Origin of the sequence: Pseudomonas sp. 02C 26, assembly GCF_002843585.1 — a bacterium.
Taxonomy (GTDB): domain Bacteria; phylum Pseudomonadota; class Gammaproteobacteria; order Pseudomonadales; family Pseudomonadaceae; genus Aquipseudomonas; species Aquipseudomonas shirazensis.
On sequence record NZ_CP025262.1, the window covers coordinates 415,466 to 438,454 of the forward strand.

At 65.2% G+C, this 22,989-nt stretch carries 16 protein-coding genes; 3 read left to right on the top strand and 13 right to left on the bottom strand.

Features of this window, described 5'->3' with window-relative positions; translation table 11 throughout:
* Positions 1 to 210 precede the first annotated feature (210 nt).
* From CXQ80_RS01835 to CXQ80_RS01845, 3 genes are all read left to right on the top strand, one after another.
* The gene (locus CXQ80_RS01835; RefSeq protein ID WP_101315915.1) at positions 211 to 1,398 is read left to right on the top strand and encodes an ATP phosphoribosyltransferase regulatory subunit; all 1,188 of its coding nucleotides are present in this window, start codon (positions 211 to 213) and stop codon (positions 1,396 to 1,398) included.
* 62 nt (positions 1,399 to 1,460) lie between these two features.
* Positions 1,461 to 2,753, top strand: a complete 1,293-nt coding sequence (locus CXQ80_RS01840) for an adenylosuccinate synthase (protein WP_101315917.1) — start codon at positions 1,461 to 1,463, stop codon at positions 2,751 to 2,753.
* Positions 2,754 to 2,936: 183 nt separating this feature from the next.
* Positions 2,937 to 4,871, top strand: coding sequence for a methyl-accepting chemotaxis protein (locus tag CXQ80_RS01845; protein WP_101315919.1), 1,935 nt, complete (start codon positions 2,937 to 2,939; stop codon positions 4,869 to 4,871).
* A 190-nt stretch (positions 4,872 to 5,061) separates the two neighbouring features.
* Here CXQ80_RS01845 and CXQ80_RS01850 read toward each other — a convergent pair whose 3' ends face one another.
* From CXQ80_RS01850 to CXQ80_RS01910, 13 genes are all read right to left on the bottom strand, one after another.
* Complete coding sequence (locus CXQ80_RS01850) at positions 5,062 to 6,627, bottom strand: iron ABC transporter permease (RefSeq protein ID WP_101315921.1); 1,566 nt, start codon at positions 6,625 to 6,627, stop codon at positions 5,062 to 5,064.
* Complete coding sequence (locus tag CXQ80_RS01855; protein WP_101315923.1) at positions 6,627 to 7,640, bottom strand: extracellular solute-binding protein; 1,014 nt, start codon at positions 7,638 to 7,640, stop codon at positions 6,627 to 6,629. Before CXQ80_RS01855 ends, CXQ80_RS01850 begins: the two co-directional genes overlap by 1 nt.
* A 135-nt stretch (positions 7,641 to 7,775) precedes the next feature.
* On the bottom strand, positions 7,776 to 8,834 hold the full coding sequence (locus CXQ80_RS01860; protein ID WP_101315925.1) for a glucuronyl hydrolase: 1,059 nt from the start codon (positions 8,832 to 8,834) through the stop codon (positions 7,776 to 7,778).
* Positions 8,818 to 9,996, bottom strand: coding sequence for a CynX/NimT family MFS transporter (locus CXQ80_RS01865; protein ID WP_101315927.1), 1,179 nt, complete (start codon positions 9,994 to 9,996; stop codon positions 8,818 to 8,820). The genes CXQ80_RS01860 and CXQ80_RS01865 overlap by 17 nt, the downstream gene beginning before the upstream one ends.
* Complete coding sequence (locus tag CXQ80_RS01870) at positions 9,993 to 11,201, bottom strand: acyl-CoA dehydrogenase family protein (RefSeq protein ID WP_101315929.1); 1,209 nt, start codon at positions 11,199 to 11,201, stop codon at positions 9,993 to 9,995. The genes CXQ80_RS01865 and CXQ80_RS01870 overlap by 4 nt, the downstream gene beginning before the upstream one ends.
* Positions 11,202 to 11,204: 3 nt before the next feature.
* Positions 11,205 to 12,854 (bottom strand): class I adenylate-forming enzyme family protein, encoded by a 1,650-nt coding sequence (locus CXQ80_RS01875; RefSeq protein WP_101315931.1) that lies wholly within the window; start codon positions 12,852 to 12,854, stop codon positions 11,205 to 11,207.
* Entirely contained in the window at positions 12,851 to 14,659 is a 1,809-nt protein-coding gene (locus tag CXQ80_RS01880) for a CoA transferase (protein WP_101315933.1), read from the bottom strand. The genes CXQ80_RS01875 and CXQ80_RS01880 overlap by 4 nt, the downstream gene beginning before the upstream one ends.
* A gap of 57 nt (positions 14,660 to 14,716) precedes the next feature.
* The gene (locus tag CXQ80_RS01885) at positions 14,717 to 14,989 is read right to left on the bottom strand and encodes a MoaD/ThiS family protein (RefSeq protein ID WP_101315935.1); all 273 of its coding nucleotides are present in this window, start codon (positions 14,987 to 14,989) and stop codon (positions 14,717 to 14,719) included.
* A 53-nt stretch (positions 14,990 to 15,042) separates the two neighbouring features.
* The gene (locus CXQ80_RS01890) at positions 15,043 to 15,453 is read right to left on the bottom strand and encodes a Mov34/MPN/PAD-1 family protein (RefSeq protein ID WP_101315937.1); all 411 of its coding nucleotides are present in this window, start codon (positions 15,451 to 15,453) and stop codon (positions 15,043 to 15,045) included.
* 10 nt (positions 15,454 to 15,463) lie between these two features.
* Entirely contained in the window at positions 15,464 to 16,639 is a 1,176-nt protein-coding gene (gene moeB, locus CXQ80_RS01895) for a molybdopterin-synthase adenylyltransferase MoeB (RefSeq protein WP_101315939.1), read from the bottom strand.
* 178 nt (positions 16,640 to 16,817) lie between these two features.
* Entirely contained in the window at positions 16,818 to 19,337 is a 2,520-nt protein-coding gene (locus tag CXQ80_RS01900) for an aminotransferase class III-fold pyridoxal phosphate-dependent enzyme (RefSeq protein ID WP_101315941.1), read from the bottom strand.
* Complete coding sequence (locus tag CXQ80_RS01905; protein WP_101315943.1) at positions 19,337 to 21,712, bottom strand: thiamine pyrophosphate-binding protein; 2,376 nt, start codon at positions 21,710 to 21,712, stop codon at positions 19,337 to 19,339. Before CXQ80_RS01905 ends, CXQ80_RS01900 begins: the two co-directional genes overlap by 1 nt.
* Positions 21,709 to 22,989: an MFS transporter gene (locus tag CXQ80_RS01910; protein WP_101315946.1), complete on the bottom strand. Its 1,281-nt coding sequence runs from the start codon at positions 22,987 to 22,989 to the stop codon at positions 21,709 to 21,711. Before CXQ80_RS01910 ends, CXQ80_RS01905 begins: the two co-directional genes overlap by 4 nt.

Sequence of the window (22,989 nt, forward strand, 5' to 3'; positions counted from 1 at the left end):
GGGGTGTATGATGAGTCAGCCGGGAAATTTCCCGGCTTTTTTGCGTCTGCAAGGTTGATTGGCTCGCATTGGGTCAGCCCGGCGCTAGTAATTCGAGGGTGTTGGTACGGCGGTAGCGCTGGGATTAGTGCTGCCTGTTGTTGTGTGCCAATGCCTGTATTCACGGCTCGCCTATGGGTTGGCCGCTCGGACCAAAGGGGAAAAGGCGTAATGGCAACGGTAGACCGCTGGCTGCTGCCAGATGGCATCGAGGAAGTACTGCCACCTGAAGCTGCGCGCATTGAAGTCGCGCGGCGGCAGGTGTTGGACCTGTTCCAGAGTTGGGGTTACGAACTGGTCGTTACTCCGCATATCGAGTACCTGGAATCGCTGCTCACCGGTGCCAGCCAGGACCTCGACCTGCATACCTTCAAGGTGGTTGACCCGCAGTCCGGTCGGCTGATGGGCTTCCGTGCCGATTTCACCCCGCAGGTAGCGCGCATCGACGCCCACACCCTGCGCCGTGAAGGTCCGAGCCGCCTGTGCTACGCCGGTAGCGTGCTGCATGCGCAGCCGCGCCAGCTGTCTACTTCGCGCAGCCCGATCCAGCTCGGCGCCGAGCTGTATGGCGATGCCAGCCCGACCAGCGATGTCGAAGTCATCAGCCTGATGCTGGCCATGCTGCGCCTGGCCGATGTGCCGGACGTGCATATGGACCTTGGCCACGTCGGTATCTACCGTGGTCTGGCGCGTGCTGCCGGGTTGTCCGGCGATGTCGAGCAGCAGCTGTTCGATGCGCTGCAGCGCAAGGCCCGCGATGAAGTGTACGCACTGACCGCTGACCTGCCGCAGGACCTGGGCGGCATGTTGCGTGCCCTGGTTGAGCTGTGCGGTGGCCGTGAAGTGCTGGCTCAGGCGCGTGTGCGTCTTGGCCGTGCCCCGGCCAGCGTCCTGGCTGCGCTGGATGACCTGCTGGCGATCGCTGATCGGTTGGCAGCGCGCTTCCCGGAGCTGCCGCTGTACTTCGACCTCGGCGAGCTGCGCGGCTACAACTATCACACCGGTGTGGTGTTCGCGGTGTTCGTGCCTGGGGTCGGTCAGTCGATCGCTCAGGGCGGTCGCTACGATGACATCGGTGCCGACTTTGGCCGGGCGCGTCCGGCCACTGGTTTCTCCACGGATTTGAAGACCCTGGTCACACTGGGGCGAGCGGAGGTCGTATTGCCTTCTGGCGGCATCTGGATGCCCGACAGCGGCGACGCGGCCCTCTGGCAGATGGTCTGCCAGTTGCGCAACGAGGGCCAGCGAGTGGTCCAGGCATTGCCTGGCCAGCCGCTGAGTGCTGCCCTCGAGGCGGATTGTGATCGGCAATTGATTCAGCAAGAAGGGCGTTGGCAGATCCTGCCTCTGACCCATTGAGACAGCTCGCGCGGCCCGCATCAGGGTCGGCAACCAAGTTTGCGTGAATGAGGACAAGTGTTATGGGTAAGAATGTCGTCGTCCTGGGCACCCAATGGGGTGATGAGGGCAAAGGCAAGATCGTTGATCTGCTGACCGAACATGCTGCCGCCGTAGTGCGCTACCAGGGCGGTCACAACGCCGGCCACACGCTGGTGATCAACGGTGAAAAAACCGTGCTGCACCTGATTCCGTCGGGCATCCTGCGCGAAGGCGTGCAGTGCCTGATCGGCAACGGTGTAGTGGTTGCACCGGACGCCTTGATGCGGGAAATCACCAAGCTCGAAGAGAAGGGTGTACCGGTGCGTGAGCGCCTGCGCATCAGCCCGGCTGCACCGCTGATCCTGTCCTACCACGTAGCGCTGGACCAGGCTCGCGAGAAGGCACGTGGCGAAGCCAAGATCGGTACCACCGGTCGTGGTATCGGCCCGGCCTACGAAGACAAGGTCGCTCGTCGTGGCCTGCGCATCGGTGACCTGTTCCACCGTGAGCGCTTCGCTGCCAAGCTCGGTGAGCTGCTGGACTACCACAACTTCCAGCTGGTCAATTACTACAAAGAGCCGGCCATCGACTTCCAGCAGACCCTGGACGAGTGCATGGCCTACGCCGAGCAGCTCAAGCCGATGATGCTCGACGTCACCGCCGAGCTGCACAACCTGCGTCGCGCTGGCAAGGACATCATGTTCGAAGGCGCCCAGGGCTCGTTGCTGGACATCGACCACGGTACCTACCCGTACGTGACCAGCTCCAACACCACCGCCGGCGGCATCTCCACCGGTTCCGGCGTTGGCCCGATGTACCTGGATTACATCCTCGGCATCACCAAGGCGTACACCACCCGTGTCGGTTCCGGTCCGTTCCCGACCGAACTGTTCGATGACACTGGCGCAACCCTGGCCAAGCGTGGCCACGAGTTCGGCTCGACCACCGGCCGTGCCCGTCGTTGCGGCTGGTTCGATGCGGTCATCCTGCGTCGCGCCATCGACGTCAACAGCATCTCGGGCATCTGCCTGACCAAGCTGGACGTGCTCGACGGTCTTGAAACCATCAACATCTGTGTGGGTTACAAGAACGCCAACGGCGCAGTGCTCGAAGCGCCTTCCGACGCCGACAGCTACATCGGCCTGGAGCCGGTGTACGAAGAAATGCCGGGTTGGAGCGAGTCGACCCTGGGTGCCAAGACTCTCGAAGAGCTGCCAGAAGCGGCGCGCGCTTACATCAAGCGCATCGAGGAGCTGACCGGCGCGCCGATCGATATCATTTCGACCGGCCCGGATCGCAACGAGACCATCGTGCTGCGTCATCCGTTTGCCTGATTAGCCTGCCAGGCTGATCCAGCGCCGCGTTCCCGCAAGGGAGCGCGGCGTTTTTTTTGCACACGTTGTATCGTCGGTGAATAAACTTGGCGTTTATGCCTGCTGCGACGGCACAACCCTTGCTGTAAGAATGCCCTTGTCGATGCCATCAAAATAGTGGCGCCAGAAACACGAGGGTTCACCGTGTCTGCCATTCTTTCATTGTTACGAAGCCGCCTGTTGCGGCCTGTGTTTGTTGCCTTGGGTATCGCCCTTTTGGTGCAGGTGCTGGTGGCGGTTGCGCTGACCCGGAGCACAGTGACGGCCCTTGAGGCTGATCTCGGCGAGCGTCTGGGCAGCGACAGCCGCAAGCTTGCGGGTGAACTGGAATTGGCCGGGCAGGACGTCCGCGCCGGCCTTGAAGGCCTCTCCAGCAGCACTCGGCAGCGTTTGAGCAGCGGTTTGTCGACGCGCCTGCAAAGCGAACAGCAGCAATTGCGCGCCACCCTGGAGAAGAACCTCAAGGACTCGGCCAATGACATGGCCGAGTTGCTCGCCTCGGTTGCCCCGCGAGCGATCTGGGACAACGACGTGCCGGTGCTCTCCGACTTTGCCCGCCGTGCCCAGCGCAATCCCAATGTATTGTTCGTGATCTATGACGATGCTCAGGGCCAGCACCTGACGCGCTACCTCAACCGGCAAAACCCGATCAACCAGGCGCTGATGGACAAGGGCGAGGGTGAGCGGGCGCTGGACAAAGTGCTCAACGCTGCGCGCAAGGACCCTTCGGTGTACTTCGTCGAAGCACCGATCAGCCCCAACGGTGCCGAGATCGGCAAGGTGCTGATGGGCGTTTCCACCGCATCCGTCGAACAGGAACTGAAGGCCCTCGATGCACGCTTCGCGGCATTGATCGGCAGCAGCGAGCAGTTGGTCGGCGACAGCCTCGGGGCGGCCGCCGCAGACAGCGGCAAGGCCCTGCGTGCGCGTCTGGAAGCTGCGCAGAACAGCGCCACCGCGATGCAGGCCAACACCGCCGAAACCGTCCGCGATGCGGCCGCCGAGCTGCGCTGGCGGATTGGCCTGGGCCTGGTGCTGGTGGGGCTTGGCGTCCTGCTGGTAGTGGCAGTGGTACTCGGCCGGCGCGTGGTCAACAAGCTGCGCCTGCTGATTGCGGCACTCAATGACCTGGCTGCGGGCGACGGTGACCTGACCAAACGGGTCAGCCTCGACAGCCGTGATGAAATCGGCGACATGGCGGCAGCGGTCAACCGCTTTGTCGACAAGCTGCAGCCGATCGTCCGCGAGGCGGGTGAAGTCGCCCAGCGCACCGGCGTCGAAATCGGTGTCATGACCCAGCGCAGCGCCGGTGCCGACGCTGCCGCAGCCTTGCAGCGTGACGCTGTGGCGGCCAGCTTGCGCGACCTGTCCGGCATGGCCGACGAAGCCCAGGCCGAGAGCCATGCGATGCAGGCTGCCTTGCAGCAGGTGGTCGACATCCGCCAGGCCACTGACGAAAACAGCCGCACCTCGACCCAGCTTGCTGGCTTGATCGAAAACCTCGCGGGCCAGGTCGATGCCGGCTCGCAGGTGATCGAGCGGCTGGCCAAGCAGAGCGAACAGATCGAGGTGGTGCTGACGGTAATCCACGGCATTGCCGAGCAAACCAACCTGCTCGCCCTCAACGCGGCAATCGAAGCCGCCCGTGCCGGCGAGACCGGGCGTGGCTTTGCGGTGGTGGCCGACGAGGTGCGAGCGCTGGCGAGCAAGACCCAGAGTTCGACCGGGGACATTCAGGCGCATATCGTTGCCCTGCAGCAAGGCGCCAAGCAGGCGGTGGCAACCATCAGCCAGGCCGGGCGCCAGGCCAGCGAAGGCTTGCTGGTGCTGCGTGATAACGAGCGCCGCCAGCAATCGGTGCAGGCCGCCGTCGAACAAGTGCATGCGGCGATTGGCCTGGCGACCCGTGCTGCCGAGCAGCAGGCACACGGTGCGCAAGCGGTACGTGGCAGGGTCGAGACGATTCATGCCCAGGCCGAGCGCTCGGCCGAGGTGGTGATGCAGACGACCGCCAGCGGCAAGGTGCTGGATGATCTGGCGGCGCAGCTGCGCGCCAGCCTTGGCCAGTTCCGGGCGTAAGAGTCATCCCTTTCAAGGTGCACGTGTAGTGAGATCGTAGGGGGCCGCTACGCGCCCCTTTCGCGACACGAGGCCGCTCCTACGGGGTCCGCGCTAGTCGATCATGCGCGGTCTGTAGGAGCGGCCTCGTGTCGCGAAAGGGGCGCGCAGCGGCCCCAGCAAACTCACGACAAGCGCAATTTCAGAAACCTCAGGCCCGGTTCAGGTACATCCGCGTGGTCAGCAGATACACCGGCAGGCCCGAAACCACGATCAACAGCGCGGCATAGGGCGCCGCCGCGGCGAACTCGACGTTGGCGGTGTGGGCCCACACTTCAGTTGCCAGGGTGGTCATTCCGGTCGGGCTGAGCAATAGGGTCGCGGTCAGCTCTTTCATGGCATCCAGGAACACCAGCGCAAAGGCCGCTGCCAACGCCGGGAAGATGATCGGCAGAGTCACCCGGCAAAACGCGCTGAAGCTGCTCGCGCCCAAGGTCCGGGCCGCCTCTTCAAGCGTCGGCGAGGCCTTGTTCAGCGCCGTGCGCACCGGCGCCTGGGCCAGTGGCAGGAACAGCAAGGCATACGCCAGCAGCAACAACGCCGTGGTCTGGTACAGCGCCGGCACGTAGTGCAGGGCAAAGAACACCAGCGTCAGGGCAATCACCAGGCCCGGCAGGGCATGCAGCAGGTACGGTAGGCGCTCGGCCCAGATCGCCAGGCGGCCCTTGTAGCGCACCACCAGGAAACTGATCGGCAGTGCCAGCACGACGCAGAACCCGGCGCCGCCCAGCGACACCGACAGCGAGGTGAGCAGCGCCTGGCTGATCTCGCCCACAGGAAACGCTGCCGACGAGCCGACACTCAGCCAGTAGCCGAGCATCGCCAGTGGAATACCACTACCGAGCACCGCCAACGCCAGGCAGAACAACTGGCCGACAGCCGTGAAGCTGCCCAGCTTGATCGGCTGCGCCCGCCGCGCCACACCCTGGCCAATGCGCACATGGCGCGCCTTGCCGCGCACGCGCAGCTCCAGCGTGAGCATGATCAGGCACAGCGCCAGCAGCACTGCCGAGAGCATCGCCGCGTTGGCGTTGCTGAACTCCAGTTCGAACTGCTGATAGATCGCCGTGGTGAAGGTCTGCAGGCCAAGAATCGACAGGGCACCGAACTCGACCAGCATGTGCAGCGCGATCAGCAAGGCGCCACCGAGCATCGCCGGCCACAGCAGCGGCAGGGTGACCTTGCGATACACCCCCCAGCGGCTGCAGCCGAGGGTCCTCGCCGACTCTTCCAGCGAGCTGTCGACATTGCGCAAGGTCGCCGCAACCGGCAAGAAGATCAGCGGGTACTTGGACAGTGCCATGATCATGATTGCCCCGCCCAGGCCCTCGAAGTCCGAGCTCAGCGATACCCAGGTAAAGCTGCTGACAAACGACGGCACGGCAAACGGCAGGCACAGCACCACGCCCCACATGCGCCGCCCTGGCAGGTCACTGCGCTCCAGCAGCCAGGCCAGGGCCAGGCCGAGCACCATGCACACGGCGGTGACGCCAACCATCAGCAGCAGGGTATTGCGCAGCAAGCCCCAGACGAACGGCCGCCAAAGCAGATGCAATGCCTCCTGCCAGCCGGCTTCCCAGGCTTTCATGGCGACGTACAGCAACGGCAGCAAGCTCATCGCCACCAGAAACAGAACCGGCAGCAGCACCCAGATCGATGGGCGCTTGCGGCGAGGCACGAAACGCGCCTGGGCCGCTTGGGGCAGGGCGGCAGTCATCAGAGCAGACCGACCTCACGTTCCAGCTCCAGGGCTTCCTCGGCATTGCCCAGGTCGGCGGGGGTGATCTGCGGCGGGCGCAGCTCTTCGAACGGCTTCAGGCCGCGGTCCGAGACCATGCCTTTGTGCAGCGGGTATTCCGCGGTGGTCTGGGTGATCACGCGCTGGCCTTCTTCGCTGGCCATCCAGTTGAGCAGTGCCTGGGCTTCCTTGGGATGCTTGCTGGCTTTCACCGCGGCAGCGCCCGAAATGGTCACCAGGCCGCCGGCATCGCCATCGGCCAGGTAGTACAGCTTGGAGTCGAGCTTGCCGCGCTCGCGCTCAAGCGCGTACCAGTAGTAGTTGTTGACCAGCACCGCGGCGACTTCGCCTTTTTCTACGGCCTTCAGCGCGACCATGTTGTTGGTGTAGGTCTTGCCGAACGCCTTGAGGCCGGTCAGCCATTCTTCGGCCGCTTCACGGCCGTGCATTTTCAGGATGGCGACCGCCTGCTCCTGGAACGCGCCGCTGGTGGGCACGAAGCCGACGCGACCGTCCCACTCAGGGTCAGCGAAGTCCATGACCGATTGCGGCAGGTCTTTCTCGTCGATTTTCTTCGGGTTGAACACCACCACGCGGGTGCGCGCAGTCACGCCCATCCAGGTGCCGTTGCTGGCCACGTATTCCTTGGGCAGCATGTTCAGGGTGGCGTCGTCGATCTTGGCCAGCAGGCCGAGCTCGCCGAGGTTGTTCAGCGGTGGCGACTCTTCGGTATAGATGACATCGGCGGGCGAGCGGTCGCCTTCTTCGATGATCTGGCTGGCCAGCTGGTTGCTGCTGCCCTTGCGGATATTGATATGGATGCCGGTCTTGGCCTCGTAGGCCTTGGCGATGGCTTCGCCGATTTCCTTGTGCTGACCGTTGTACAGGGTCAGGCTGACCGGCGCGTCTGCCATGGCGGCCGGTGCGCCAATCACCAGGCTCAGAACAGCGGCGGCCAGGGTGCGCATCAGCGGTTGCGGACGGATCGTCATGCGGGTACTTCCTCGCTTACGGCTACATATTTGGAAACAATGGTAAACGAAATCGTTTCTCATGTGGCCGAGTGACGAGAAATTCATGGGCGGTCTAGCGGCTGACCAGCGCTGCGCGCCCTGATCCGGTGGTACTCACCAACCGGCAATGCCGCCGCGTAGTGCCAACACCTGATCCTGAGCGATCAGCGCTTCTAGCAGGAAATAGCTCGCACAGGCTGATTCGACCAGTTGCTCCTGATCTGGCCCGATTCGGTACAAGTGGCCGACGAAGCAGCCCTGCTGCACCGGAGCGGACAGCAGCGTGGCAAGTTGCCGGCAGGCCTGCTCGCGCCAGTGGTTCAACCCCGGCAGGCACTGCCACAAGCGCAGCAGCGCCAGCGACGCAATCGCTACCGCGCAGGGGTCGGCCTCTTCGGCCTTGAGCGTGCCTTGGCCGGCAGCCAGGCCCCAGCGCCGGATCCAGTACTCACAGGCCTCGCGTGCCGGCTCGGCATAAGCCCCGCCGTATAAGCCGACCGCTTCTGCCAGACCGAGCATGGCCCAGGCCTGCCCACGCGCCCACTGCCCGGCCGGGCCCTGCACGACCCAGCCTTCGGCGTGCCAGCGGGCATGGCTGGCCCACGCGCCAGACCCGCTCCGCAACGTGCGCAGGCACAACTGCAGGTGGCTGCGGGCCATGGCCATCTGCTCGGGATCGCGCTGCAGGTGCATCAGCGCCAGGGTTGGTGCCAAGGCGTCGATATCCAGGCTCAGCTGGCCTTTTTCGCCTGCGCCCATGCCGGGGCCCAGCGGCCAGCCGCCGAGGTCTGGGCGATAATCCCGGGCCAGGGTATTTGCCGCGCGGCAAGCCAACTGGCGTGCGTCGTTGGCTGCGCTCAGGCGGCCGCCAAGCGCGGCGCCGTACCAGAATACGAAACTGCGATTGACGCTCGGTTCGTCCAGTTGAGCGGCCAGTTGCCGGCTCCAGAACGAGGCCTGGTCGAAGTCCTCACTAAGCTCGGTGAGTGCCGCACGGCGCCACCACAGCGCCGCCCAGAAGCCGCCAAGCCAGGAGCCGCGGCGGGACAGCTTCCACTGTTTTTCCCGCGCCAGGCGGTACAGTGGAAATTGCTCACCGCACTGGCGTGAAACCGCCTCCAGCTGCTTGAGCAGTGCGTTGATCGTGGCGTGGCGTTTACGCTGTTCCGGCATGCTTGCAGGCCTCCTCGGCACGGCGCGCACGGTACAGGCTGCGGCACAGCGCAGCCCCTGCGCAGAGGGCGACGAGCAGCAACGACCACGCTGCAGAAAAACCACCTGGCTGGCGCAGCAGCAGGCCGAATAGCGGTGGGCCGAGCGCGATACCGCCAAAGAACCCCAGCGACAGCATGCCTGCGCTGCTCGCTGCAGCGCCGAAACGTGGCTCGCGCAACAACATGCTCATCGCCACCGCATTGCTCGCCACCAGGCTCAGGCCCATACCGCTCACGCCTGCCCACAGCGGCCAGTGGCGCCCCGCTGTGGCCTGCTGCATGGCCAGCAGCGTGACCAAGGCAAATAGGAACAGCCCGCCCAACAGCACTGTTTCGTCCTTCAGGCCAGCGGCCAGTGGGGTCAACAGCAAGCGCGAAAGGATGCCCATCAGACCAAACACACTGACCATCAGGCCGATGGCGGCAGGATCGACGCCAAGGCTGTTGGCATACACCCCGAAATAGCTGATGAAGCCCGACAGGCACAGCCCGGCGCAGGCCTGAATCGCCATCAGCCGCAGCAGCCAGCCGTTGCTTCTGATCAGGCGCAGCGGTGGTTTTGGCCCTGCCGCCGGCGGCGGGATGCGCAAGGGCACCAGCAGCGCCAGCAATACCGCCAGCGGCACCCAGCAGGCCAGTGCCAGACGCCAGCCGAGCCAGGCGCTGAGGGGCGGCAAGGCCAGCCCGGCGATCAGCGCCGATGCCTGCACGCCAGCCTGCTTGAGGCCCACCAGCGTGGCCTTGGGTGCATTGGCAGTGAGGGCGATGGCCTGGTTGGTAGCGGGGTTGGCCAGCGCCTGGGCAATGCCACAGAACAGCAGCGCGATGACCACGCCAGTGAAGCCAGGCAGCACCGCCATCAGGCTGAACGACAGCGCCACCAGCAGGAACAGCGCCATCAAACCTGCGCGCGAACCGATCCGCTGCACCAGCGTGCCAGCCCATGGCGACAGCACTGCCGCCAGGCCAAAGGCACTGGTGGTCAGCCAGCCCAACTGATCACGGCCGATACCGAGTTCGGCGATCAATTGTGGTCCGAGCACGCCGAGGGCGTAGAACACCATCATCGGCAGGCCCATGGCGCAGATCAACAGAACGGCCAGTGGCGCGTGCTTGCTCATGGCGCCACCTTGTCCAGGCTCAGCGACGGCGAGCGGTAGTCGAAAGTACGACCCGGCGCGGTAGCGCTGAGCAGGTCGCGGCCGAGGTTGCTGATCAGCGCGTCGTCGGTGCCATCAAGGATGTGGGTCGTGCGCGCACAGCGATAGATCCCGGATAAAGGCGACAAGTCACTGAGGCCCTCGGCGCCCATGATCTGCACTGCCGAATCGACCGCAGCGGACAGTGCCTCGGATGCCGCCAGCTTGGCCAGGTTGACCTCGATGGCATTGGCCTGGCCACGATCGAACTTGTCGGCAGCATCTTCGAGCAGGCCACGGGCCGCAGCGATATCGCGAAACACTCGGTAGACCCGCGCGCGCACCAGCTGCTTGTCGGCCAAGCGCGCCAGCTCGCCGCGGGGCGAATGCACCCGCTTGCAGAGGTCGTCGAAACAGCGCTGGGCCAGGCCCAGCCAATGCGCAGCGCGCAGCAGGCGGCCAAGGCCGAGCCGCTGTTGCATCAGCGCGATGCCCTGGCCGGCTTCCCCGAGCACATGCTCAGGCTCGACGCGCACGTCCTTGAACAGCAATTCGCCCTGGCCTTGCTGACGCCCAAGCAGGGCCAGCGGGCGCACCCACTCGAAGCCTGGGCTGTCGGTGGCGACCAGCAGCATCGACAGCGACTGCTGCAGCGGGCCATCGGCAGTGCGCGCGATAACAGTGGCGAAGTCGGCCCGGCCGGCCCGGCAGATGAACCACTTGCGGGCGTTCAGCGTCCAGTGATCGCCCTGCCACTGGGCGTGGCTGGTCATGGTTGCCGGGATCGAGCCGATGCTGTCCGGCTCGGACATGGCGTAACACGGCACCCGCTCACCGCGCAGCAACGGCAGCAGATAGCGTTCGCGTAGCTCGGCGTTGGCATGGCGGCTGAGCATGTAGGCGTCGAGGCTGGCATCGCCGCCCAGAATCGCCGGCGCGAACTCGCTGCGGCCCTCTTCAGCTGCGATGGGCAGATACTCGCGCAGGGTCAGCGGCCGTCGACCATCAGCGTGCGGGTAGAAATTACCGAATACCCCGGCGGCCTTGGCTTGGTCCTGCAGGCTGGCTGCGAGCGTGGCGGCGGCCGCATTACAGGCGCCCAGCTCAAGCTCGCGCGGCAGAATGTGCTGCTCGACGAAGTTGCGTACGCGCGGCGCGAGTTGCAGCTGGTCAGGATTGATTGGCATGGCTCAGCCCACCTGCCGTGCGGGTTCGGTGAGCCCAGCGGCATCTTCGGCAAGCGCGCGCTTGTCGATCTTGCCGGCAGGGGTCAGTGGTAGATGGCGGTAAAAGCGCAGGTACTCTGGGAGCTTGTTGACCTCCAGGCCCTGCTCGCGCAAAAAGCTGCTGATGTCAGCCAGGGCGAAGCGCGGCGCACCGTCGCGCAGGGTTACGCACAGGCACACGCGCTGCCCCAGGTCGGGGTCTGGCACCGCCACGCAGGCCACGGTGACCACATCAGGGTGAGCCATGACCAGGCCTTCGATCTGTACCGGGCTGATGTTGGCGCCGCCGCGGATGATGATGTCTTTCTTGCGCCCTGCCAGCACCAAGTAGCCCTGGGGGTCGATAAAGCCGAGGTCGCCAGTCTTGACCCAACCCTCCGCATCCCGGTAGCGCTCGTCGAGCTCGGGTGCGTTGACGTACTGCATCGGGCTCAGCGGTCCGCGCGCGGTGATCTCGCCGACATCGCCCTGGGGCAGCTCATGGCCGAGGTCGTCGACAATGCGAATTTCACATACCGCAGGGTTCGGTTTGCCAACGCTGCCCAGCACCACCTCGATGGGGTCGTCGAGGGTGTTGTGGCAGTTCACGCCGTCGGCCGAGCCATACAGGCTGATGAAGCCGCAGCCGAAGTTTTCCGTGCAGCGCAGCACCGTCGCTTCATCGATCAGCGAGCCCCCGCAGATCAATCCGCGCAGGCTGGACTTGTCGATGTTGGCCAGGGCGGGGTCGGCGGCAATTCGCTGAAGCATGGTCGGCACGCCGAGAATGAAGCTTGGGCGCAGTTGCTCGATCGCCTTGATCGCTTCAGTGACGTCGAAGCGTGGTAGCACCACCAGCGATCCGCCCAGCCAGCTCAGTACACCAAAGGTTGCGGTCGAGCCGAATGACGAACCCAGCGGAACCAGGTACAGCCCGCGAAATGCCGCGCCGTCGTCGCTGATACGTTGCAAAAACCGGCCGCGGCCCCCCACCAGCGCATTGTGTGAATAGGCTACCAGCTTGGGTTCTGACTCGGTGCCGGATGACACCAGCAAGCGTACCGGCGAGTCTGGGCAGACTGCGCACAGGCTGGCCAGCGCCAATGGCGGCTGGGCGAGCAGCGCGTCCAGCGTCGACCACCCGGCGCGCGGCGCGCCATCGACGATCAACACCCGCAACGAGAGCAGGGTCGGGCGCAGCGACTCGATCACTTCGCACAGGTCGATGTCGGCATAGCTCTGCGGCACGATCACTGCACGCGCATCACAGCGGCGCACCATGGCCTGGATATCGAGCTTGCCGCGTCCTGGCGGGAACGGCGCGACAATGGCGCCCAGCGCGGCCACCGCCAGGTCAATGGCACAGCAGCGCCAGCTGTTACTCAGCTGATAGGCGACCACGTCGCCGGCGACGATGCCCGCCTGACGCAAGCTGTTGGCCAGGCGCAGGGCGGCGTCGAGCAGTGCGGCATAGCTGATGTTGCCCTCTGGCGACAACACGGCAGCTTTGTCAGGTGCTTGCGCAACCCGCGCGCGGAACAGGCTGAATACATCCTGATTGGGGTAGCTGCCGTCTTCAGCCCAGCGGCGGCGGGTATGCAAAGGGACCAGGTCGATGATGCCGGCAGTATTCATGTGAAACTCCACGGAGATTGGACAGATCGATAGGCGCGTTGGCCCAGGCTTGGCGCCAGGCGCGGGTCGGCAGCGAGTACGGCAAGGTCTTGATGGGCGATGCTGGCGGGGACGCCGGCTTGTTGGCAGGCATCCAGCCAGTTTTCGCCGCTGGCGTCAGCCAAGCGCTGCGGCAGGTGCCGTGGATCAGGCTCGGCACCCAGCACTTGGGTCAACGCCTGGTACTGCTGGCGGGTCTGGCAGTCGATCGCGAGCAAGCCATCGGCGGTGGCGAACACACCTTGCAGCAGGCTTGTCGCAAGCGCGCCGCTGTCGCGGTCGAGCAGCAGGTCGGCAGCGCCTAGCAGAGAGCTGTGCAACTGGCTGCCGTGGCCATGCAGCTCACGTTCGAGCAGCGCGGCGCAGATCCCTTGGGCGCTGATGACTCCGCCGAGGACATCGAGTGCGGTAAACAGCGTACCGCCCCGTGTGCCGGAAGCGCTGGCAACGCGTGCTGCTACCCCTGACCAGGCTTGCACGGTGAAGTCGGTGCCCGGCGCGTCGACCTGCGCTGCACCCCAGCCGCCGGCATAGGCGTGTATCAGAGACGGTTGGCTGGCATGCAGGTCAGCTGCATCCAAGGCCAGCTCGGCAGCCTTGCCCGGGGCCCAGTTGTGCAGGAAGACGTCGGCGTCGGCGCACAGTGCATGGATCTGCGCACGGCCTTGAGCCGACTTGATATCCACTTCAATCACCTGCTTGCGATGGTTGAGGGCATCGAAGCGCACCGAGCAGCCGTCGGCGCAGGGCGGCATGCTGCGCAGTGGATCACCGCCTGGCGGTTCGAGACGGATCACTTCGGCGCCAAGCAGCGTCAGCAGATGGCCGGCCAGCGGGCCTTGGATCCGGCGGCACGACTCCAGCACGCGAATGCCTTGTAGCGGCAGCGTGGCGGGTGCCTGGCGTGGGCCGGGCACGGCGGCGGGGCCGTGCTGAATCTGCCAGGGCGCAGCCGCACTGGCCGGGTAATCGGCATCGGCGTAGCGCTGCGCCGGGCTGCGCAGCACCACCAGCGCCACGCCGCAGTCTGCCGCCATCGCCTGAATACGGGCCAGCGGCAGCCGTGCCAGGGCGTCCAGGCACTCGGCCGGCATCGGCGCGACCGCGCGGGCATAGCGCAACAGAAACTGCTGCCAGGCCCGACCGGCAATCGCATCGCTGACCTGCAGTGCAGTCCAGAAACGGCGCCACGGTTGGCTGTCGAGGGTTTCCAGCTCGAACAGCACACCCTCGGCGGAAACGAACGGTGGCCGGGCAAGGGCGTCATCCTGGCCTGGCAGCAGCTGTTCTGCCTCGTCGGCAGCGGTTGCGCCGGCGAGGTACTGGCCGATGCTGAGCAGGGCGCCGCCGGCCGGGGCCAAGCTGACATCAGTGAAGGCGCCGCCGCGCAGTTGGCCAACGGCGGCGGCCAGAGTGCCTTGCCAGGCCAGTGCGGCGTTGATGCTGGCGAGGTAATTCACGCCCAGAGCCTGCGGCCTGCCACTGGCGCGGCCGTGCACCGACATGAGACCACAGGCGGCCTGGAGCGTGAACTCGGTAGACAGCTCCAGAGGCAAGGCGGGCAAGCCCACCAGGCGGGTCTGGAGCGGACGTAGATCGGAATGCAGCAGTTGCAGGGCCGGGCTGTCAGGCTCAGGCTGGCTGTCCTGGTGGCGCAGGCCCAGGCACTCACCGTGGCGCGCCAGTGCCGCGCTCAGGCTCTGCCACGCGGGCAGGCAGGCGCCGCTGCGCCAGGCGAAGCCGCCTTGTTGCAGAATACGGGACATGTGGGGGTTACCTTGGAGTAGGGCGGTGGTGCCAGGGACTGCGTGCTGGAGCCGATTTCAGCCGCCGGCCACGGCCGGCAGCACGGTAAGGCGGTCGCCTGCGGCGATCACTGTGGCGAGGCCGTCGGCGAAGCGGATGTCGTCATCGTTGACGTAGATATTGACGAAGCGGTGCACCTGGTCGTCGTGCACCAAGCGTCCCTTGATGCCTGGGTAACGTTGGTCGAGCTGGTCGATCAGCTGGCGCACTGTCTCGCCTTGCGCTTCGACTTTTTTCTGGCCTTCGGTAAGGGGACGCAGCAGGGTTGGGACCATGACTGAAACCGACATGTGACTCTCCTTGAAAGGGTGCTGTTGGGTCAGCCATGTGTGGCTGACCGGGTTCATTCCTGGATGGCCAGGTGTTCTTCGAAAACCCGCCCGGCGACGATGCGAAAGCTGCGCAGTGCGTGCCTGGCTGCGGGCCAGGTCGAGACGATCAGGTAGTGCAGCTCAGGGTCGCTGGCGTGGGCGATGTCATCGCGGCTCGGCCAGGCTTCGCTGGCCGTGTGCGAGTGGTAGATCACCCGGCATTCCTCATCACGCTCGTCGAGTTCGCTCCAGACCCGCAGTTGCTCGCGCGAGTCGAAGCTGAACCAGGTCGGCGAGGCCGCCTGATTGCGCATCGCGACAACGCGATGGGCCAGCGCCGAGCCGCTGGCGGCAGCGACCAGGCCGCAAGCCTCGAGCGGGTGTTCGGCAGCGGCGTGGCGACAGATCTGCTCCAACGCCTCGCGGGTAATGCACAGTGGCATGGCTGCGCCCTCAGTAGCTCGGCAGCGCCGGGTCGACTTCGCGCACCCAGGCCAGTACGCCACCGTCTAGATTGCGCACCTTGTCCAGCCCCAGCTTGCGCAGGTCACTGGACACCGCCTGCGAGCGCACCCCCGATTTGCAGGTGACCACCAGGTCAGTGTCGCGGCCAAAACGCTCGACGATCTGTGCGGCCAATTCGGCGGTCTTGGGCATCAGCAGGGCGCCGTCGATGTGCACGATGTCCCACTCGGTCTGTTCGCGCACGTCGATGATCACCGGTGCCTTGCCGGCGTCCTTGAGCGACTTCAGTTGCAGGCTGCTGATCAGCGGCACGCTGTGGTCGTGATCAGGCTTTGCCTGACCAAGACCACAGAACGCCTGGTAGTCGCTCAGGGCGGTGACCGCCTGGCGATCACGCAGCGGTCGGATGCGCAGTTCGCGATAGCTCATCTCCAGCGCGTCGTAGACCATCAGGCGGCCCAGCAGCGGCTCGCCGATACCGGTCAGCAGCTTGATCGCCTCAGTACTCATGATTGACGCGATGGCTGCGCAGAGCACGCCGAGCACGCCGCCTTCGGCGCAGGACGGTGCCAGCTCGGGCGGTGGAGGCGCTGGATACAGGTCGCGGTAGTTGAGCCCACGGCCGTCCGGGGCATCCTCCCAGAACACCGAGGCCTGGCCTTCGAAGCGGAAGATCGAGCCCCATACGTAGGGTTTGTTGGCCAGGATGCAGGCATCGTTGACCAGATAGCGCGTGGCGAAGTTGTCGGTACCATCGAGGATCAGGTCATAGCGCGAGAACAACTCGACGGCCATCTCAGGTTCGAGCCGGTCATTGTGGGCAATGACCTTGACCAGCGGGTTGAGCCGGGCAATCGCCTGGCGGGCGCTCTCGACCTTGAGCTCGCCGATGCTGTCGACGGTGTGAATCACCTGGCGTTGCAGGTTGGATTCGTCGACCCGGTCGAAATCGATCACGCCCAGGGTGCCAATGCCGGCAGCAGCCAGATAGAGCAGAGTCGGCGAGCCCAGGCCGCCAGCACCGATCACCAGCACCTTGGCGTTTTTCAAGCGGCGCTGGCCGATCACTCCGAGGTTGGGGATCAGCAGATGACGGCTGTAGCGGTTGATTTCTTCACGCGTGAGCTCGGCACCGGGCTCGACCAGCGGCGGTAGGGTGGTCATATCGCTTTTTTCCATTCAGTAGATACGAACTGGAACCATTTTCAATTGTGCTGGGGGTGGATTCAATCCACTCAAGGAGGGCTTTTGTATGAGCCTGGGTGAAAAACCTATGCAGAGCGCTGAAGCGCTGCGGCGGCCGCCTGCGCACCTGCTGTGCACTGCGGCCGCCGCGCCTGATTCATGACTCGAAGGTCGCCAGGTCGGCGCAGCTGCTGGCAAACGCCTGCAGGAAACCCTCTGCTTCAGCCATGCTCAATACCAGCGGAGGCTGGATGCGCATCACCCGGTTGTTGTTGGCGGTGACGAAGGTGAGGATGCCGTGTTCCTCTGAGAGTTTGGTCATCAGGCGCAGTACGAACATGTCTTCCAGGCTCTGCTCGAGCTCGACCATGGCCGCCTGCAGATGCTGGCGAGCCTTGCTCGAAAGCATGCGGTAGGTGGCCGCCGGCTGCCCCGGAATCCGCCCTGCCATCTCCCTGACCAGTGCCTCGATGGCGCCGCTCATGTCGTTGTGAAACTCGATCGCCAGCATCAGCCCGCGGCCGCGCACCGCCTTGATGAACGGGTAGCGCGCGGCCACCTGCTGCAAGCCTTGCTGCAGGTGCGCGCCGACCCGTGCGGCATTGCCGGTGAGGTCCTCCTGCTCGTGCACATCCAGCGCCGCCAGTGCCGCGGCTGCCGCGAAGTTGTTGCCGCCGAAGGTCGAGGTGTGCAGGGCGAAGGTGTCGATGTCACCATAGGCGCGGCGCCACACCGCCGCGCTGGCCAACGTCGCGCCGATCGGGACGAGGCCGCCGGACAGCGACTTGGACAGCACCATGATGTCTGGCGCAGTAGCCTCCCAGTCGCAGGCGAAACGTTTGCCGGTGCGGCCCAGACCGGTCTGGATCTCGTCCAGAATCCACAGGCAGTCGAACTCGTCGCACAGTGCACGCACCCCGGCCAGATAACCTTCAGGCGGCAGGATCACGCCCCCTTCACCCTGAATCGGCTCACAGATGAAGGCCGCGACGTCGCCCTTGGCCAGCCGTTCGCGCAGGGCTTGCAGGTCACCGAACGGCAGGCTGTCGCAACGTGGCAACAACGGTTCGAACGGCGTACGGTGCTTGGCCCGGCCGGTCACTGACAGCGCGCCGAGGGTCTTGCCGTGGTAGCCGTTGTCGCAATACACCACGCAGCGCTTGTCGCTGGCTGCCAGGGCCAGCTTGAGCGCGGCCTCGACCGCCTCGGTGCCGGAGTTGCTGAAAAACACCCGGCGCAAATCGCCGGGCGCGAGCTCAGCAAGGCGCTTGGCCAGCAGGCTGGTGTGCAGCGGCGCCGACGAGTACTGGATGAAGGTTGGGAACTGCTCTTGCAGATAGCGCTGCAGAGCCTGGCTGATCGCTGGATGGTTGTGTCCCGCATTGAGGCAGCCGTAGCCGGCGACGAAGTCCAGGTAGCGGCGACCGTCCAGGTCGGTCAGCCAGCAGCCTTCGCCGTGGCTGAACACCCGTTCGATGTGGTTGAACCGATAGAACTCACGCAACACCGGATTGATGTGTTCGCCAAAGCTGTTGAGCACTTCCCGGCGCAGGCTCAGTGGGTCATCGCGGCTGTCACTGGCGCGCACCGGCCGCTGGCCATGATGGTGGCGGCGCAGGCGAGCGAAGTCATCGACGCCGAGGGATTCGCCGTCGCTGGCCATCGGCGAAGGCGTGAAGCCATGACGCGCGGCGATCTCGCCGATTTCGAGGACCTTGTCCACCGGCAGCTCGCGACCAATCGAGAACGCTTCGGCGCGGCCTTCGAGGGCAAGGATAATGGTTTCGGCCAGGCAGCCGTTCATGCTGCGTTTGGGCTCAAGGCCCATGGTGCGCATGCCCAGATGCACCGCCTGGCTGGCCGAGACCAGACCGCCGTCGACCAGCAGAATGTCGCTGCGGGAATGGGCAACGGTCATGACGTCCTTGGGCAGTGCGGCATCGATCACCACGGAGCCTGGCAGCAGCCGACGCGGGTCGATCAGGCCACCGCTGGAGGTCGCTGCCACGTAGAAACGCACATTCGCATAGCAGTCTTCGACGCTGTCATGCAGGCTGACCTGGGCGTGGTAGCGGGCCGGCAGGAACTCCAACTGTGCCTGTGCCTGGCGCGGGCTGCCGCGGTGCACCAGGCGCAACCGGCAGCCTTGCTCGGCAAGCAGGCGTGCCACGGCCAGGGCGATCGAACCGGGGTAGCCGAGGATCGCCACTTCGGCGTTCTCGGCGGCTACGCCGACCAGTTCGAGGCTGTCCAGCAGATTGATGTAGGCGGCGTAGGCAGTCAGCGAATTACCGGTAGTGACAGCTACGTCGGCCTGCTCCATGGTGGCTACGCCGCGGTTGCCGACAATCGCTGTGAAGCCGCCCAGGCCAACCAGCTCGGCGCCTTCGGCCTTGAGCGTATTGACCCCCTGCAGCACCCGTTCGGCGATGGCGCGGGGCTGGCGTAGCATCTGCTCGGCGGTCAATGGCATGAACTGGAGGATCCCCGAGCACTCGGCACCGCTGGCGCTGACGATGCGGCCGAAGTCGACGAACGGCACCAGGTTGCGCTGGCACCAGCGTGCGCTGCTGTAGCCCCAGGCTTGTTCGCCCAAGGTACGTTCAAGCATGTCGACCAGCTTGACCTGATGCAGCAGGCCGGTGGAGGTGGGGTGAGCAATGAATCCGAATTTCATCAGAGGGTCTCTGTGTTGAGGCGGCTCCAGGCCGTTTCGGAGACCAGGCTCAAGCCATCGCCTTCCGAATTGTGGCCAAGCCAGACGTCGAAGAAGTTGAGCCGGCCAGGGGTGGTGAGGGCCTGGCGCAGGGTGGTCGGGCAGAACTGCAGGAGGCGAGCGCGGCACACGCTGATAGGGCCGAAAGCCTGCTCCTGCCAGAGTGGGCCGTCGGCAACCGGCACATTGACCTGAGCGGCGCCGTGGCAGGCGTAGCGTTTATCCAGGTAGGTCTGGATCATCGACAGCACGCCATTGGCCAGGTACATCACGGTGACGTTGCGTTGGCTGCCATCGGCGCTGCCGGCCAAGGACATTGCCAGGCGCTGTTCGATGTCCGGCACCAGTGCCCGCGCGCCGTCGCCGATGAAGGCGAGCACGTGCTGGCGGTTATTGACGGCGATGTAGGGTAGCGACATCAACGCATCGCCCATCAATGCCCGGCCGTACCAACCGGAAAAGCCAGCATCGGTGCGGGGCAGGTTGCGCATCGCCGAGATGCTGCAGCGACCGACGTCATACACGCCGGTGTAGCGATAACCGTCTGCCTCGATCAGTTCGGCCAGCAGCTGGCCAAGCCGGTGAAAGAAGAAGTTCGGCGTCATCGGCAAGGTTTCGATCTGGTCGCTTGGCAGCGCCTCGCGGGTGCGTTGCAGCTGTTGCAGGCGCTCGCGCCGGGCCTTGAGCAGCGCTGGCGGGACTGCCAGGTGCTGTTCCAGATAATCAAGCAGGGTGGTCAGCGGCAGGTCCACCGCCAGCTCGGTGAAAGGCGCAATGTGCTCGCGGCGCCGGTTGACCTGAGCGATGTGGAACAGGCGCTTGAGGCGGCCCTCGGAGTAGGGCGTGGCTGACTGGTCGATCTTGCTTTTGATGAAAAATAGCCAGGGCTTGCCATGCTCGGTCTCGGGTTGTTCGAGGAAGGCATGGATGCGCCGGCTGAAGCCGTACATCGACAGCGGGCCAAGATAGTTGAGCACCGGCTCCTGATCGGCATAGGCGGTGACGCTGCCAGGCGCGATGATGCTGTCGGCCAGCGCGATGCCACTGCGTTGGGCCAGGGCCATGACCCGCTGGCGCTCGCACTCGGTCAGCCTGCCGCACTGCCAGAGGATGCCTGCGGGTTCGTTGTTGAGTACCTCGAGCACCTGCGCCAGGGCCGCCTGCTGGCCAGGGTCAAACGATTGTGCAGGCGTTGCAGTAGCTGCCAGGTGTTGCTGTGGGCCGGTGTCGACTCGCGATTCGAGTACCGCCTGGGTGGCGAACAGGAAGGTCGGCGCGGGTTGCCCGTCAAGCGCGGCAAAGGCGGCCTCAACGCAGCTGCGCGATTGCTCCGGGCGCTGGATGAAACGCTGCCACAGGCCGCGTGCGGCAATCACCTGATGACCGTCGTTGTCGTTGTCCACAGTGCCCTGGAAGGCGTACCAGACGCTTGCCGCCGAGTCGGCGCAGATCACCAGCCCCGGCGCCCCGGCACGCTTGAGGTTGGCCAGCGTGCCGCGCATCTCGTCGAGCATCCCCGAGGTCATCACGATCACGTAGGCGCGTCGGTACAGTTGCCAGCCGGCCATGGCGCTGACGGCCAGGGCGTGCTCGTTGCTGGCGGTATGGAAACCACAGCCACTACCCTTGAGCAGCGCGCCCATGGAGTCGATGAAACCTGCAACCATGGAACCGGTGAAGAAGTGGCAGTCCCATTGCCCGGCCCAGCGGGCGTTCATGCGTTGCTGGATATCCCGGGCCAGTGCCACCGGTTCATTGGATTGCAGTGTGGTGCGGGCCAGCAGGCGGTTGAAGTAGGCGTGCTCAAGGTGATCGACAAATAGCCGCAACAGATCAGCCCGGCGCAGCGCCTGGTCGGCGTGTGGCACCCTCAGCAGGCGGTTGCCGCCAAGCCGGTTGAGCCAGTGGCCAAGATCGTCTGCGTTGCACAGCAGCAGCGCAGAGCTGGGCGAACGTTTGGCTTGGGGCTGGGCTGCGAGAAGTTCGAGCAATGGGTCGCTGGCTGGTTGCGGCGCCAGCTGGCGCGTATCGAACAGCACATAATCGCTGTCGCTGGCATGATCGCTGTGCAGGGCCGAGCGTGCCGCCTCGGCATTGCCGAATACCTGCAGATCCAGATACAAGCCATGGCTCTCGGCATGCTCGCGAACGTACGCCTGAGCCTGCTCGGCGACCTGGCGGTACAGGCACTGTGGGTCGTTGTCCGGCCATGACTGGCTGGCGGCGGGAGTCTCTTGGCCTAGCCAGTGGTTGAGCCGATCCAGCACAGCTTGCACATCGTCGCGCAGCGCGCTGTCGCCGCTGACCAGGCAGATGCCGACGGTTTGCTGCTTCATGCTTTGCCCTCGCTGATGCCGCGAGCCAGGCCCGCTGCGGTGTGACGCTCGCTCGCCAGCACAGCGGCGGTGCTGCCGGCGATGCTGTGACGCACCCGCCAGGCCAGCAGCAGCGCCACCAGCAGACCTGCGCTGAGGCAGGCCAGCATGCCGTGCTGGCCCAGCCGATCAAGCAGCAGCCCGGCGGCAACCGGCACAGCCAGACGGCTGATGACAAACAGGCTGGACTGCAGGCCGTAGTCGCTGGCAGTGTTGCCGCGACGGCTGAAGCACAGGGTCAGGCCGAACATCAGCGCGGACACCGCGCCCATGCTTGCCGCGAGCAGCAGCACGCTGGCGGTCAGCCAGGCAGGCCCCAGTCGCAGCCATACGCTGACGGTCAACAGCAGCAGCGCCAGCAGGGCGGCGAGCAGGTAGCACAGGATCGCCCGGGCCGTGCCAAGCACCGGTATCAGCCGGCCAAACAGCAGGCTCGATATGGCGCCCGTGGCGCCGCCGGCGATTCCCACCAGCCAGGCTACCTGTTCCATGGCCATGCCCTGATCAAGCATCAACGGCTTGAGGTACAGCCAGGCGGCGCCGATGAACGGGAACGCGCTGAGCAACACCCAGCTCCATTGGCGTGCACCGGGCTGAGCGAAGAAACTCATCCACTCGGCGACCAGGCCAGGTGGCTCGACAGGTTCGCTGGTAGCCGCCTGTGCCCGTTTGCGCAAGACCAGCAATGGCAGCAGGCCCAGCACCAACGCAGCGGCCATCAACAGAAACGGCGCCTGCCAGCCCAGCCGGGACTGAACCAGCAACATCGCGCCACCACCTACGATCGCGCCGATGAACAATGCCGCCGAGCGAATGCTGCCGGCGCGCAGCTGTTCGCTGCGTGGCAGCCACTGCACGGCCAGGGCGTTCAGCGGGATGTCCATCCAGGTGGCGATGATGCTGATGGCGAAGGTCATGGTGAACAGCCCCAGACGCTGTTCGATCAAGTCATGCCGACCAATCAGCCAATACAGGGCCAGCAGCAGGGCGCCGAGCAACAGCATCCAGTGCACCAAATGTCCGTTTCCCAGGCGCATCCGCTGTACCGGTACGGCGAGCAGGAACTTGAACACTGCCGGCAGCCCAGCCAGTTGAAACAGGCCGATCTCGGTGCCACTCCAGCCGTACTGGCGCATTACCAGCGGCATGCCGAACATCAGGTAGATGCTGGGCACCGCCAGTGCCAGGTTGAGCCAGCCAAACAGCAGTTGCAGGCCGGCGATTCGAGTGCGATTCAT